Source organism: Acinetobacter gerneri DSM 14967 = CIP 107464 = MTCC 9824 (genome assembly GCF_000368565.1).
Classification (GTDB): domain Bacteria; phylum Pseudomonadota; class Gammaproteobacteria; order Pseudomonadales; family Moraxellaceae; genus Acinetobacter; species Acinetobacter gerneri.
In genome coordinates this window covers 232,343-247,082 of record NZ_KB849545.1, presented here as the reverse complement: position 1 = coordinate 247,082, position 14,740 = coordinate 232,343, and the positions used below count along the sequence as shown (strand labels likewise).

At 40.1% G+C, this 14,740-nt stretch carries 12 protein-coding genes; 8 read left to right on the top strand and 4 right to left on the bottom strand.

The annotated features are described in order from the left end of the window. The 6 genes from hcaB (at position 1) to katG (ending at position 8,037) form a co-directional block, all read left to right on the top strand. The gene (hcaB, locus tag F960_RS16205) at positions 1–816 is read left to right on the top strand and encodes a 3-phenylpropionate-dihydrodiol/cinnamic acid-dihydrodiol dehydrogenase (RefSeq protein ID WP_004867580.1); all 816 of its coding nucleotides are present in this window, start codon (positions 1–3) and stop codon (positions 814–816) included. A 67-nt stretch (positions 817–883) separates the two neighbouring features. Next, the gene (locus F960_RS16200) at positions 884–1,843 is read left to right on the top strand and encodes a 3-carboxyethylcatechol 2,3-dioxygenase (RefSeq protein ID WP_004867578.1); all 960 of its coding nucleotides are present in this window, start codon (positions 884–886) and stop codon (positions 1,841–1,843) included. A 10-nt stretch (positions 1,844–1,853) separates the two neighbouring features. Then, positions 1,854–3,077, top strand: a complete 1,224-nt coding sequence (gene hcaD, locus F960_RS16195) for a 3-phenylpropionate/cinnamic acid dioxygenase ferredoxin--NAD(+) reductase subunit (RefSeq protein WP_004867575.1) — start codon at positions 1,854–1,856, stop codon at positions 3,075–3,077. 264 nt (positions 3,078–3,341) lie between these two features. Next, positions 3,342–4,280 (top strand): cation diffusion facilitator family transporter, encoded by a 939-nt coding sequence (locus tag F960_RS16190; RefSeq protein ID WP_004867573.1) that lies wholly within the window; start codon positions 3,342–3,344, stop codon positions 4,278–4,280. Positions 4,281–4,411: 131 nt separating this feature from the next. Next, positions 4,412–5,416 (top strand): MBL fold metallo-hydrolase, encoded by a 1,005-nt coding sequence (locus tag F960_RS16185; protein ID WP_042072617.1) that lies wholly within the window; start codon positions 4,412–4,414, stop codon positions 5,414–5,416. 437 nt (positions 5,417–5,853) lie between these two features. After that, on the top strand, positions 5,854–8,037 hold the full coding sequence (gene katG, locus F960_RS16180) for a catalase/peroxidase HPI (protein ID WP_004867569.1): 2,184 nt from the start codon (positions 5,854–5,856) through the stop codon (positions 8,035–8,037). A gap of 51 nt (positions 8,038–8,088) precedes the next feature. Here katG and F960_RS16175 read toward each other — a convergent pair whose 3' ends face one another. Both F960_RS16175 and F960_RS16170 read right to left on the bottom strand, forming a co-directional pair. Further along, entirely contained in the window at positions 8,089–8,718 is a 630-nt protein-coding gene (locus F960_RS16175) for an EcsC family protein (protein WP_004867567.1), read from the bottom strand. A gap of 452 nt (positions 8,719–9,170) precedes the next feature. Then, positions 9,171–9,788 (bottom strand): TetR/AcrR family transcriptional regulator, encoded by a 618-nt coding sequence (locus F960_RS16170; RefSeq protein ID WP_035373470.1) that lies wholly within the window; start codon positions 9,786–9,788, stop codon positions 9,171–9,173. Between the two features lie 77 nt (positions 9,789–9,865). Here F960_RS16170 and F960_RS16165 point away from each other — a divergent pair, with 77 nt between their 5' ends. Next, positions 9,866–11,518 carry an acyl-CoA dehydrogenase family protein gene (locus F960_RS16165; protein WP_035373488.1) on the top strand — a complete coding sequence of 551 codons (1,653 nt, stop codon included), beginning with the start codon at positions 9,866–9,868 and terminating at the stop codon, positions 11,516–11,518. A 121-nt stretch (positions 11,519–11,639) separates the two neighbouring features. Here the strand turns inward: F960_RS16165 and F960_RS16160 are convergent, their stop codons facing one another. Together F960_RS16160 and radC are read right to left on the bottom strand one after the other, a co-directional pair. After that, positions 11,640–12,551, bottom strand: coding sequence for a bestrophin family protein (locus F960_RS16160; protein ID WP_004867559.1), 912 nt, complete (start codon positions 12,549–12,551; stop codon positions 11,640–11,642). Between the two features lie 79 nt (positions 12,552–12,630). Further along, positions 12,631–13,320: a RadC family protein gene (radC, locus tag F960_RS16155; protein WP_004867556.1), complete on the bottom strand. Its 690-nt coding sequence runs from the start codon at positions 13,318–13,320 to the stop codon at positions 12,631–12,633. A 113-nt stretch (positions 13,321–13,433) separates the two neighbouring features. On the opposite strand from radC, the gene coaBC reads away from it, so the two are divergent. After that, positions 13,434–14,699, top strand: coding sequence for a bifunctional phosphopantothenoylcysteine decarboxylase/phosphopantothenate--cysteine ligase CoaBC (coaBC, locus tag F960_RS16150; RefSeq protein ID WP_004867553.1), 1,266 nt, complete (start codon positions 13,434–13,436; stop codon positions 14,697–14,699). Positions 14,700–14,740 lie beyond the last annotated feature (41 nt).

Sequence of the window (14,740 nt, the reverse complement as noted above, 5' to 3'; positions counted from 1 at the left end):
ATGGGATGGCTTGAAGGTGAAGTCGCACTGATCACAGGTGGTGGTTCTGGTCTGGGTTTGGCTTTGGTCGAGCGCTTTTTAGAAGAAGGCGCACATGTCGGCGTATTGCAACGCTCACAAGAAAAAGTCGATGCATTGAACAAACGTTTCGGGGACAAAATTGTTACTGTTGCGGGTGATGTTGCAAACTTTGCTGACAATGTTCGTGCAGTCAATGCCACAGTTGAACGCTTTGGAAAACTCGATTGTTTCGTTGGTAATGCGGGAATCTGGGACCATTATGCGGATATCGTCAATATGTCGGGTGAGCAACTGGACAAAGCCTTTGATGAGATTATGGGAATCAATACCAAATCACTCATTTTAGGTGCGAAAGCTGCATTGGATGCATTGATAGATTCTAACGGTTCTATCATATTTACTTTGTCTAATTCGGCACTGTACTCAGCAGGCGGAGGCCCGATCTACACTGCATCTAAGCATGCAGGAGTCGGTGTAATGAAAGAATTAGCCTATGAACTTGCGCCTAAAGTACGAGTGAATGCGGTTGCTCCATCAGGTATGAATGTCAATATCAAAGGTGCAGCATCATTGGGTCAAGAAAAGCTTGGTCTGCTCGATGCTCGTGATCCTGAGAAAATCGCTAGGGGAATGCCTCTAAACTTCTTACCTGAGCCTGAAGATATGACAGGTTCTTATGTATTGCTTGCTTCTCGTCAAAATAACCGTCCACTCACAGGTGTACTCATCAATGCTGAATGTGGACTCGGGATTCGTGGTTTACGTCAACCTCGTGCAGGATTTTTTGACGAGTAAGACTCTAATATCTCTCAAGTAAAGGACTAATAAGGCAGGACTCACTGCCTTTGTTTCGGAGTCAAACATGACCGTAAAACTTATTTGTGCTTCACATAGCCCTTTAATGGAATTTGCTTCGCCGCAAGACCATTCTCAAGAATTAAAAGTGCGTGAAACTTTTGCAAAATTGGCTCAGCAAGTTCAGGACTATGATCCAACCTTGATTATTTCATTTGGTCCCGATCATTTTAATGGTTTCTTTTACGATCTTATGCCAAGTTTTTGCGTGGGTATCCGTGCAACTGCGGCAGGGGATTGGGATTATGGTCCCGGTGAAATCCAAGTTCCTGAAACACGTGCGATCGCATTGGTACGTAAAGTGCTTGATGAAGGTGTGGATGTTTCGTATTCATATCGGATGCAAGCCGATCATGGTGTGACTCAACCTTTACATTTTTTGTGCAATGGTCAATTAAACCGTTATCCGACCATTCCTATTTTTGTGAATGGTGCGGCAGCTCCAATGCCAACGACTAAACGTACCATTGCTTTGGGCCGTGCAGTTGGACAATTTATCAAATCATTAAACCTCGAAAATGAACGCGTTTTAGTCTTGGGAACAGGCGGATTGTCACATGATCCACCGACACCACAAATGGGTTCAGTACCTCCAGAAGTCGAAGAGTTTTTGATTTGTGGACGCAATCCAACAGCTGAATCTCGTGCCAATCGCCAAGCAAAAATTATCTCAGTCGGTCAACGTTTAGCGGCTGGAGACAAATCTGTATCCGTCCCTTTAAATCCTGAATGGGATTTGGCTTTACTCGATAAATTTCAACGTGCTGATTTTGCAGCATTAGAAGCCATGACCGAAGATGATATTCGCAAAGAAGGTGGTCGTGGTGGTCAGGAAGTACGTGCTTGGATGGCGGCATTTGCTGCATTTTCAGAGTTAGGTGAATACGACATGACCATTCATTGCTATCAAGCGATTAGTGAATGGATCGCGGGTTTTGGCATTGTATCTGCCGAATTGAAAGATTAAGGAATCAAATATGAGCGCTCAAACCATCATTATCGTTGGCGCTGGTCAAGCAGGTGCCAGCGCGATTTTAGAACTTCGTGCCAACAAATACGAAGGCAAAATCATCTTGGTTGGTGATGAAGCGCATCTGCCTTATGAGCGTCCGCCATTATCCAAAGATGTGATCCTAAAACCAGAAAGCACAAAAGTTGAAATTTTATCAGCAGAAAAGTTGCAACAACTCAATGTTGATGTGATTCGTGGCAATGCTGTGCAAAAAATCCATGCTGAAGATCACAGCATCGTATTGGCAAATGGTGAGCGATTGAGTTACGACAAGTTGTTACTTGCAACTGGTGGTGCTGCACGTCGTTTGCCATACTTGGATGCTTTGGGCAAACATATTTATACCTTACGTAATCTAGAAGATTCACAAGCCCTTGTTCCAGTATTGCAAGCAGGGAAACGCATCATCATGATTGGTGGTGGTGTGATTGGTTTGGAGCTTGCGTCATCAGCACGTTTTAAAGATTGTTCAGTGACCGTGATTGAACAAGGTCCAATGGTGATGGGGCGTTGTTCACCTACAGTATTAAGTGAATTTTTACTTGAACAACATCGTGCCAAAGGTATTGATGTACGCTTATCTACAAAAGTTGCAAATGCAGAACTTCGCGGTGAAGAAGTACTGATCACTTTAGAAAATGGTGAACAGTTATTTGCCGATGCTGTGGTTTATGGAATCGGCATTATTCCAAATGCTGAACTTGCAATCGAAGCCAGTTTAGATGTGGATTTTGCGGTAAAAGTAAATGAAAACTGCCAGACCTCGAATGCCGATATTTATGCTGCAGGCGATGTGGCAACACAGCTTCGTGCCGATGGCGTCTATCGCCGTGTCGAAACTTGGGAAAATGCCAACTTACAAGCAGGTATTTTTGCACGACATGTCATGGGCGTTGAACATCCAAAAGCAAATCCAGCATGGTTCTGGACAGATCAATTGAATATCAACTTCCAATTTGTAGGTGATATGGCTGCACAAACTTGGCATATCCGTGGTGAAATGGATGTAGATCAAGGCGCAGATTCTTCATTTGTGATGTTTGGTGTCAATGATGATCAAATCGTTGCAGGTATTACTGTCAATGCAGCAAAAGACATGCGCCATTTGAAAAAAATGATCAGTAAAAACACTGCTTTTGAAGCAGAAAAACACTTAGATATGACACAAGATTTACGAAAAATTGCTTAATTTTTTTACTTAAATCAAAGTAAAATAAAAAGAGAGCGACATGCTCTCTTTTTATTTATTAAATGTTTCATGTGGAACATTGATTTAAAAGAAATAAAAATCCATGAAAAATAAAAAGCTTTAAATGGCGAGTATTTATACAACTACATGCAATCAACATACAAAAAATAAAAAACTGAGCAAGGCGGATTGGTTAAAATGAACGAGATCAAAATTAAAAATAAATGAACGTTTTTGATCATAAAATATCAGGACCAAAATTGAATGGCGGATTCAAACAAACTGGTTGTCTATGCTGCACTTGCAGGCAATCTGATGATTGCATTGGTTAAGTTTGTTGCAGCTTATATAACCAACAGTTCAGCAATGCTCAGTGAAGCAATCCACTCGGTGGTGGATACTTTAAATGAAGTCTTACTTTTACACGGCTTAAAAAAATCACAACAACCTGCAAATGCAAAGCATCCATTTGGCTATGGGCGTGAACTGTATTTTTGGGCATTTATCGTTGCCTTATTGGTCTTTGCTTTAGGTGCAATTGTGTCGATTTATCAGGGCATTCAACATATTCGCCAGCCTGAAGAAATGTCTTCGCCTATGGTTAATTATATTGTTTTGATCATTGCTATGCTTTGTGAAGGAACTTCATGGTTTGTGGCATTGAAAACATTTAAGAAAACCAAAGGGCGTTTGGGCTACTTTGAAGCATTTCGCCGCAGCAAAGATCCAACTACATTTACTGTTTTATTTGAAGATTCAGCCGCATTGATTGGTTTGCTGATCGCATTGATCGGCATTTTCTTAGCACAAATGTTACACATGCCGATTTTGGATGGGGTGGCATCTATCCTCATCGGGATTGTTTTGGCAATATCTGCATTTTTATTAGCCAGAGAGACTAAAGGATTATTACTTGGTGAAACAGCAGACCCTAAATTAAGACATAATGTTTTGCAGGTCGCTCAAGATGATTTTGCTGTGCAATCGGCAAATGGCGTTTTGACTGAACAAATGGGTGCACATCAAGTGATTGCGTCATTGAGTTTAGAGTTTAAAGACAATTTGACTTCAGATGATATCGAGGCTTGTGTGAATCGTATCGAAGCCAAAATTAAACAAATCCATCCTGAGATTGTGGCGTTATTTATCAAGCCCCAAACACAAAAGGTGTGGCAAGAAAAAATGAAAGGACGTTTAGAGTAGTAATGTCGAAAGAAATGCGCGATGAACAAGAGCTACAAAGCTCAGCAGAAACTGAACAGGTCGAAGCAAAGGAAAAACAACTTCCTTTGCCAGATCAGACTTTGCATTTTCAAATTCCGACTGAAGAGTGTATGTCCCATGTTTGGTCTAAACCTCCTAAAATAACGCCACATACCCCGAATCATAATGGTTTACGCTTTACCAATTTGACCCCAAAACCAGAGGGTAGAAGTCGTAATGATTTGTTTAAATGGCTGTTATTTCGCAAGTCATATACTTGGAAAGTCGATAAGCAAAAAGAATATGCTGACTTTTTTGCAGTCAAAAAAGCGTTGCCACAAAATCGACCTCAAGCTGATAAAAATGATTGGCAAGTGTGGTTCGTTGGGCATGCAACGGTATTGTTGCAAATTGGACCGTACAACTTTTTGACTGATCCTGTTTGGGCAGAACATGTGAGTCCGAAACAAGGGCGAGGACCGAAACGCGTTTGCCCTGCAGGCATAGCACTCGAAGATTTGCCAGAAATCCATGCGGTCTTATTAAGTCATAACCATTATGATCATATGGATATCGCAAGCTTAAGATGGTTGCACAACAAATTTAAAATGCCGATCTATACAGGACTGGGCAATGCTTATTATTTGCCTAAAGAATTTCGTGTTATTGAAATGGACTGGTGGCAGTCAGCATTGTTACATGACCTAAAACTGGTTTATACCCCAGCACAGCATGGATCGGGACGTGGTTTACGTGATCAAAACTATGCGCTTTGGGGCGGATTTTCGATTATTTCTGAGCATGGGCATTGTTTCTTTGCAGGGGATACAGGCTATGCCTCACATTTCAAAGAAATTCATCAACGCTTAGGTGCACCACGCGTGGCATTGTTACCGATAGGAGCCTATGAGCCAAGAAAATTGATGCGTTATATGCACATGAATCCACAGGACGCTTTTCAAGCACACTTGGATCTCAATGCAAAACGCTCATTGGCGATCCATTATCGGACTTTCCAGTTGACGGACGAGGCACGAGAACAACCTGAGCATGATTTGACCTTGACCATGAAAAAACAGTCAAAATTACTCAACCCATTTTATTGCGTGCGAGAAGGGCGACGCTTGATTGTTTAAGATTATTTTGATCAGCAAAACTGATTGCTGATGGAAATAGATCGGCTGTGAAATAAAACACATGGGATAGATGTAGTTATTTGAAATTACTACATCTATTTTTTTTTATTTGATGGAAAATAAGGCTCAAAATCATTGAAACCTGTTATGAAATTGTAAATTGAAAATACATGAAAAGTGTGAAATGTATCCGATTTTGTAGACAATAAAACAAGGATGTGTCGATAAGTTTTTAAATTATCAATAACAATTGAAAAGAATAAATCTATTTTGTTGTAAATACGATCGTATTTTTTATTTGGATTGGCTAATTCGATTATGTCTATTTGTTAAATCCGCTTTAGATTGTCATCAAAAACAGCTATTTTGGAAGAGTAGGTAAAGAATTAACGGTTCTATTTTAAGTGAAAAATTACTTGATTTTTGGAGAATAATTTATGGATAACAATAAGCAAGCTTCAGGTTGCCCATTTCATCAAGAGGGTGCTAATACTTCTGTAGCCAGCTCAAATGATTGGTGGCCAAATGCACTAAATTTGGACATTCTTTCTCAGCATGACCACAAAACAAATCCTATGGATCCAGACTTTGATTATGCCAAAGCATTTAAATCATTGGATCTTGAAGCCATCAAACAAGACCTCCGCGAATTGATCAATAGTAGCCAAGAATGGTGGCCATCAGATTATGGTAGCTATATTGGTATGTTTGTTCGTACTGCTTGGCATTTGGCAGGTTCATACCGTAAGCAAGATGGTCGTGGTGGCGCAAATACAGGTAACCAACGTTTTGCGCCATTGAACAGTTGGCCTGATAACGTTAATACCGATAAAGGTCGTCGCCTACTTTGGCCAATCAAGAAAAAATACGGCAACAAAATCTCATGGGGCGATTTGATCGTCTTGGCTGGTACAGTGTCTTATGAAGTTGCAGGGCTGAAAACGTTTGGTTTTGGTGGTGGTCGTCTAGATATTTGGCATCCTGAAAAAGATATTTATTGGGGTTCAGAAAACAAATGGTTAGATGCAACTAAAAACCGTTATGAAAATGACCAAGATCGTAAGTCACTGGAAAATCCACTTGCAGCAGTTCAGATGGGGCTCATCTATGTCAACCCAGAAGGGGTCGATGGCGTCCAAGATCCGCTACGTACCGCACAAGATATGCGTGTAACCTTTGACCGTATGGCGATGGACGATGAAGAAACTGTCGCATTGACGATTGGTGGACATACTGTTGGTAAATGTCATGGTAATGGCGATGCCGCAAAACTCGGTAAAGATGTTGAAGGTGCGGATGTAGAATTCCAAGGCTTAGGTTGGCATAACCCAGAAGGTACAGGCAATGGTCCCAACACCATGGTCAGTGGTCTAGAAGGTGCATGGACAACTCACCCAACCAAATGGGATAACGAATATTTATACTTATTGTTTACTTATGAATGGGAAAAAACCACAAGCCCAGCAGGAGCTAAACAATGGGAACCGATTAACATCAAAGAAGAAGATAAACCTGTTGATGCCCACAATCCAAATGTACGTCGTAATCCAATGATGACAGATGCGGATATGGCCATTAAGGTGGACCCTGAATACCGTAAAATTGCTGAACGTTTCTATCAAAATCCTGATCAATTGGCAGAAGTCTTTGCACGTGCATGGTTTAAATTAACTCACCGTGATTTAGGTCCAAAATCACGTTATTTAGGTGCTGATGTTCCAGCAGAAGATTTGATCTGGCAAGATCCAATCCCAACAGTAGATTACACTTTATCTGATGTTGAAATTGCTAGCCTAAAAGTTAAATTGCTCAATAGCGGTTTAAGTTCTGCAGACTTAATCACTACAGCATGGGATAGTGCACGTACTTATCGTGGTTCAGACTTTCGTGGAGGTGCAAATGGTGCGCGTATTCGCCTTGCTCCACAAAAAGATTGGGAAGGCAATGAGCCTGCACGTTTAGCAACAGTTTTAGCTAAACTCGAAGAGATTCAAGCAACGCTGGTGAAAAAAGTTAGTATTGCTGATTTGATCGTGTTGGGTGGTACAGCAGCCGTTGAAAAAGCAGCACAAGATGCTGGTGTGAATGTACGTATTCCATTTACACCTGGACGCGGTGATGCAACTCAAGAACAAACTGATGTTTATTCTTTTGAAGATCTTGAGCCGAAACATGATGGCTATCGCAACTACGTACAGGCAGATTATTCAGTACAACCTGAAGAAATGTTGTTAGATCGCACTCAATTGATGGGCTTAACTGCACCAGAAATGGTGGTGTTGGTTGGCGGTATGCGTGTACTTGGCGCTAACTATGCTGATTCAAAAGATGGTGTGTTTACCGATCGAGTAGGCGTGTTGAGCAATGACTTCTTTGTCAATTTGACTGACATGGCGAATACATGGAAACCGACTGGTAAAAACTCGTATAACATCGTCGATCGTGTAACAGGTCAAGTGAAATGGACTGCAACACGTGTGGATTTGGTTTTTGGTTCAAATTCAATTTTACGTTCTTATGCAGAAGTATATGCGCAAGATGACAACAAAGAAAAATTTGTACATGACTTTGTTGCAGCGTGGAATAAAGTGATGAATGCCGATCGCTTTGATGTGAAATAATTGATTTAAAATATAAAAAACCGCCTAAGGGCGGTTTTTTATTGATAGATACTATTTTTTTACGATGAATGTGTCCCTAGCAATATTTCCAACAGTATTCGTTGTGACAGAATCAAACGTTGCACCTACGATTCCACCAAATAGAGGAATAGCCTTGCCCAAATTAATTGCACCTTTTTCACCAAATTTAGTTAATAGGCGAAAACCAACTTTTTTATTTATCGCATAGATTGTTTTCCCACTAATATTTTTAATTGCATTTTCAGCAAGTTTTTTTCCTACAACAATACCTACATCTTTTAAGATATCTTTCGCAGCATTTCCTGTTAAACAAATAAATATAATCGATTTCACTCGATCATCATTTAAATTATGCCCACCCATATGAGCGATCGCAGCAATCATACGAATTTGAACAAACATGACACTGGCGATATTTGCAGGAATAGCTACTGGCAGAGTAATAATTCCACCTAATCCAGTTAAAAATCCAGAGGTTCCTGCTTTGGTATTTTGCCATCTGATTAATGCATTTGTTTGATTATAGAGATTGTCATTGGTTTTCATATAATCACTAGCTAGATCGTAAGCAGAATCGAGTCCAGCAACACCATTGACTGCTTTTTCATACGACCAGTTCAGAACTTCCATGATTTTACTTTCTGTTAAATTATTTGTCATAAATACATTTTTAGCTTATAAAGTGATAATATTATTATAGATATAAATAATATAATTTTAATAAAATTTTGAAATATTTTTTATTTAGCAATTTATATTTATATCATTAGATATTTATGTTTTGCAAAAGCTATGTCACCGTAGTAGAGCAAGTGTGAGGCAATAACAAGGATATGCTTATTTTGCAAAGTGAATAAACCCTAAATTACAGATTAGAGATGATGAAAATATTATTTACAATCATAGGTTCGATTCTAATTTTAATCGCTATTTTTATATGGCTTTTTTTGAGTGGGATGGGGTGCATGTCTTCTACGGGATCAAGTCTAGGGTGTAATAATCCTTTACGCGTTTTTGACCACTTTGATGATTATAAATTTGTTTTAGTACCTTTTATTTTGGGATGTATATCGCTCTATTTTGCTCATACAAGAAAGCCTGCTAAAAAGTAATTATAAATGCAGACCTTTTAATGCGAGCAAAATATCCTCTTCTAAAACCTCCCATTCTGCAAACTCAGGTTCTATCAATAAAGTCTGAGAGATAAAACCGTAGCAAATACGTTGTACATTCAAACTTAGACGTTGTAACGCAGTTTCATTGTCAATATATGGCTCTAAAATACTCTGCCACATTTGAATCATCATCACATAACTTTTCTGATAAATTTCAATGCTTGAAATTTGCCTTTCCAATAAAAATGTTTGTGCCCATAAGTGTTGTTGTGCTTCAACTTGTAGGATCTGGAAATGGATCACTTGAGCCAAATAGTCCTGACAACTCAATTTTGTGGATAACTGTGTTTGGCTTTGTGCATAAGTTTTCAGTGTTTCAGCATTATTTTTGACATGTTGATGGATCATCAGTGCGATGAGATCGTCTTTTTTACTAAAATATTCATAAAAAGTACCCAGCCCAATCCCTGCTATATCGGTCATTTCCCGAATCGTGATGGCATTGGCTGGTTTTTCATTTAAAAGCCGAACAAAAGTATCAATCAGGGCATCTTGAGTCATTTTTGCCCGTGATTGCTGGGGTTTACGCCGTACTTGTATGGTTGGCTGCTTCATATAAAACCGAACATCAAGGTCTAGACATTCATTTATACTGGTCTGAAATGGAAAAAACAACAGCTTGGGAAATCAAAATGAATGCATGGCAAACCCATCAGATCTCAAATCAAGTCGATGAATTACAAGATTATAATGTTTTTGAAAGCGATCAAATATTAGATGAAATATTGAATAGATATGGTAGCCAAGACCAGCAAAAATTGCGTGATTTTGGAGAGCGAATTGGATCTAAACAATATTATGAATATGCAGAACTCGCCAATCGACATACCCCAGAGCTACATAGTTTTGACGCGCGTGGTCGTCGCATTGATTATTTAGAATTTCATCCTGCTTGGCACAAATGGATGGGACTCAACCGCCAATATGCAGTACATGCACATCCTTTTATCGAAGCAAAGAGCCCATCAAAATGGGTCGATTGGGCGGCACGCTTTTATCTGAGCGGACAGGTTGAATGTGGAAACCTATGTCCAAATGCGATGACTTTAGGCAGTATTCCTTTGATTCAGCGGGAAGCTCATTTGTGGGAACAATTAGGAGAAAAACTCCTTTCTTGTGAATACGATGAGCGTGATCTACCGATTTCCCAGAAAAAGTCGATTTGGTTAGGTATGGGAATGACTGAAAAGCAAGGGGGATCAGATGTCCGAGCCAATGAAACTTTTGCTGTGCCCGTTGAGAAAAGTGGCCGAGGGCAGGCATATTTGATCACTGGGCATAAATGGTTTTTTTCAGCGCCAATGTGTGATGCGCATTTGGTGGTGGCTAAAACTGAACAAGAGAGTTTGGCTTGTTTTTTTGTGCCTAGATTTTTGCAAGATGGCAGTAAAAACGCCGTGAATGTGCAACGTTTAAAAGATAAAGTCGGCAATCGAAGTAACTCAAGCTCTGAGGTTGAGTTTCAAAATGCGTGGGGCATCATGATTGGTGAACCGGGGCGAGGGATTCCAACGATTATTGAAATGGCGAACTATACGCGTTTGACTTGTTCGGTTGGTTCGAGTGCGATGTTGCGTCAAGCTTTAGTGCAATGTATTGCCTATACTCGGCAACGAAAAGCCTTCGGTAAAAATTTGGCAGAACAACCTTTGATGCGGGCAGTACTCAGTGATTTGGCTTTGGAGTCAGAAGCCGCGACACAACTCTCCTTTTATTTGGCGCATTGTTATGAACAGGATGATGCATTGTCCGTGGCTTGGAAACGCATCATGACACCTGCAGCTAAATTCTGGATTTGTAAAAGAACAGTCGAACTCTCTGGGGAAATGATGGAAGTATTTGGTGGCAATGGTTATGTCGAAACAGGCATTCTGGCACGAATTTTTAAAGAAGCACCTGTCAATACCATTTGGGAAGGTTCTGGAAATGTCATGTGTTTAGATGTTTTACGTGCGATTTCACGAGATAGAGAATCTATTGAAGTGCTGTTCCAATCCTTTGCAGAAGTCGCTGCACTCGAGCCAATTTTACAAAATGAATTGCAGCAGTTATTTAAGTTATTTTCAGCATCGAGTGCGGATGATTTGCAATTTATGGCGCGTAGCTTGGTGAGTCGTTTGGTGATTTTAGCTCAAGCCATTTTATTGAAACAATATGCGCCAAGTTATGTATCCGATGCATTTATTCACACGCGTTATACAGCATTTCATGGGCGTGTAGTGGGAATGTTAGATACAAAATCAGTGGATGTTGAACGGCTTTTACAACGTGCTTATGCAGCTTGAGATATTGAAAATTAGGCTTTAAATAAAAAATCCACTGTCATTTTTCAGTGGATTTTTTATTGTTGAATAGCATAAAAATGTTTGAATCATTTTTATGCTATAAATTTTATTTAAAAATAAGTTATAGCAAATTGTGGTCATGCGCTTGAATCGGTGGAGGCGTTGGTTTACCCAAAGTACTGAGTAACTCAATTTCAATGGTTCGTACCATTGCATCCAAAGGCAAGTCATTGCTTTGTGTACCAAAAGGTTCTTCAATTTCTGAACTTAGGGCATCTAAACCTAAAAAGGTATAAGCCAAAATCCCAACGAGTAAAGGTGTTGCTAGACCCAAAAGTGAACCTAAGCTAAACGGCAACATAAAACAGAAGAAATAAACAGTACGATTGAGCAAAACTGAATATGCAAAGGGTAAGGGCGTGGTTGCAATACGGTCACAGCCAGTTTGCACCATACTCAAATCAACGACGTATTTATTCATTTGTGTATAAATAATATCGGAAATTTCACCTTCTTTAAGGGCTTGCATCAATTCCCATTGAATCAAACTCAAGGTGTATTGCGGGGCATTGGTATGTTGATAAAGTTGGGTCAGCGCTTGTTGGCTCATACCACTGGTTTCAATCAATGCGATAGGATTTGCTGTTTGATGTCTTAAACGATCTCTTAAAACATTGGCAAATACAATCACATGTTGGATCACACGTTCACGACGACCTTGCGGTAAAATTCGGCAGTCCCGATCATAGTGTCGTGCAGTTGCAATGAGACTTCCCCAAAGCTTACGTGCTTCCCACCAACGGTCATAACATGCACCATTTTTAAAGCCTAAAAATATCGAAAGCACAACCCCAATTAGGGTGAAACCAACCAAAGGCAGTTCGGGAAAACGATAAATATCGGCATATTCTATCCCGCCGACAATGGCTGAGATCAGCATAACCACACCGAGTGGTGGTAAAACTTTAGGTAAAATTGTGCCGCGCCATGAAAACAGCAGTTTAATGGTATCGTTGGGTTCCCGGACTATCATGTAAATCTAATCGTAAATGATCTTTTGAGATGATCTTCAGTGTTTCAAATTATAAAGTCAATCGCATTTTAATTTTCAACTAAAGTTTATCCATTAAAGCATGCTCCGCAAATGAATAAGAGCAGGTTTTACTGATGATCATATGATCCAATAAACACATTTCAAGCAGTTGACAAGCACGGTAAATGTCACGAGTCATTTGCATATCTTGTGCTGAGGGTGTTGCTTCGCCAAATGGATGATTGTGTACGATCACGATATGAATCGCTTGCTGGGTTAAGCAAAACCGTAGCAGTTGATTCATGGAAATATCACAATAATTCAGGGAACCAAAAAACAGTTTTTTAAAGCTAATTTTTCTGAGTTCGGCATCTAAGCACAGGACAGCAAAGACTTCTTGTTTTTCACCCAACATTTCATATCGCAGATATTGTTGAATGAGATCAGAACTACTCAAATCTTGGCTTTGGTTAATATGATATTGCAAATAGCGTCTGCCCAGCTCTTTGACTGCCATAAGCTGAGAATACTTGATCGGCCCGATACCATGGAATTGACTTAAATCATCAAGACTTGCATCAAATATAGGATTGAGTCCGCCAAAATGATTGATCAAAAGCCGAGAAAGTTCAACGGCTGAATGTTGTTGAGATCCCGATCGCAAAAAAATTGCCAAAAGTTCTGCATCAGAAAGACTCGTTGCCCCTTGCCTTAATAGTCGCTCTCTCGGGCGCTCATTTTCAGGCCAAAATTTTATAGAATTGTGCATTTTATTTCACAGATAAAAATTATTTTACTTTTCAAATTTCCCTTGCGAACGCTTGGGATAACGATTATTTAATGCTATTGTGAGCGCCACTGCAACAAAAAGGTGACTTGATTGTGAGCTTTGACCTCAGTGTGACATCTAGTAAAAAAATTATTCTCGCGGTAACTGGTGGTATCGCTGCATATAAAAGTGCGATCTTGGTTCGCCGATTAAAAGATTTTGGTTTTGATGTCCGTGTTGTGATGACACGTGGCGCACAAGCATTTATTACCCCACTCACTTTCCAAGCTTTGTCTGGCCATCCTGTGCATACAGAATTGTTAGATGCCGAAGCCGAATCAGGTATGGGACATATAGAGCTTGCACGTTGGGCTGATTTACTGTTGGTTGCACCTGCAAGTTGCGATATTTTGGCAAAATTTGCATGTGGTTTGGCTGATGATTTACTCAGTACCTTATATTTGGCAACCAATGCACCTGTTTGGGTGGCACCTGCGACCAATCAACAAATGTGGGCTGCACCAGCAACACAGCGCAACTTGAAAACTTTGGTAGAAGATGGCGTACATGTGATCATGCCTGCATCAGGATCACAGGCTTGTGGCGATGTTGGACTTGGCCGTATGCCAGAGCCTGAAGATTTGGCTTATCAAGTTATGGAATATTTCCATAAACAACAACGTGCGATTGCTGAAAAATTTGGCTTGCTTGCGGGTAAACGTGTTGTCATAACAGCAGGTCCGACACGTGAAGCAATCGACCCTGTACGTTATATTTCAAATCATAGTACGGGGAAAATGGGCTTTGCACTTGCAGCAGCATGCTATGCCGCCGGTGCAAAAGTGACCTTGATTTCGGGTCCTGTATCACTCGATACGCCAAATGGGGTAAAACGCCTGAAAGTCTCTTCAGCGATACAAATGCTTGATGAAAGCATGCAAATGCTAGATAAAGGCTGTGATATCTTCATTGCTACAGCAGCGGTTGCCGACTATAGAGTGGCAGAAGTCGCAGAGCATAAAATCAAAAAAGCAGGTGATGAGTTAGCTGTTTCATTGATCAAAAACCCGGATATTGTGGCAACTATTGCACAGCAAGAAAAACGTCCATTTATGGTCGGCTTTGCTGCTGAAACACGTAATATTGAAGAATATGCGGCTGGAAAATTGGTTGCCAAAAAACTGGATATGATTGCATGTAACGACGTTTCACGTGCTGATATTGGTTTTGCTTCTGATGAAAATGCCATGATTGTATTCTTTGCAGATCAATATCATATGGAAAAACGTGAGCTTGAAAAAGCATCGAAACAAGATATCGCTCAACAATTGGTTGAAGCGATTTCGGATGCGATAAATCAAGAACAGCAACCAGTCTAGGATTCTACGTTGAATTTGATAAATTAATTCATACAAATCGT

Excerpts from the sequence above, each read along its gene's own strand:
- katG (WP_004867569.1), top strand. The coding sequence starts at position 5,854 with ATGGATAACAATAAGCAAGCTTCAGGTTGCCCATTTCATCAAGAGGGT.
- F960_RS16200 (WP_004867578.1), top strand. The coding sequence starts at position 884 with ATGACCGTAAAACTTATTTGTGCTTCACATAGCCCTTTAATGGAATTT.
- F960_RS16160 (WP_004867559.1), bottom strand. The coding sequence starts at position 12,551 with ATGATAGTCCGGGAACCCAACGATACCATTAAACTGCTGTTTTCATGG.
- F960_RS16185 (WP_042072617.1), top strand. The coding sequence starts at position 4,412 with ATGTCCCATGTTTGGTCTAAACCTCCTAAAATAACGCCACATACCCCG.
- hcaB (WP_004867580.1), top strand. The coding sequence starts at position 1 with ATGGGATGGCTTGAAGGTGAAGTCGCACTGATCACAGGTGGTGGTTCT.
- F960_RS16165 (WP_035373488.1), top strand. The coding sequence starts at position 9,866 with ATGAATGCATGGCAAACCCATCAGATCTCAAATCAAGTCGATGAATTA.
- hcaD (WP_004867575.1), top strand. The coding sequence starts at position 1,854 with ATGAGCGCTCAAACCATCATTATCGTTGGCGCTGGTCAAGCAGGTGCC.
- radC (WP_004867556.1), bottom strand. The coding sequence starts at position 13,320 with ATGCACAATTCTATAAAATTTTGGCCTGAAAATGAGCGCCCGAGAGAG.
- F960_RS16170 (WP_035373470.1), bottom strand. The coding sequence starts at position 9,788 with ATGAAGCAGCCAACCATACAAGTACGGCGTAAACCCCAGCAATCACGG.
- F960_RS16175 (WP_004867567.1), bottom strand. The coding sequence starts at position 8,718 with ATGACAAATAATTTAACAGAAAGTAAAATCATGGAAGTTCTGAACTGG.
- F960_RS16190 (WP_004867573.1), top strand. The coding sequence starts at position 3,342 with ATGGCGGATTCAAACAAACTGGTTGTCTATGCTGCACTTGCAGGCAAT.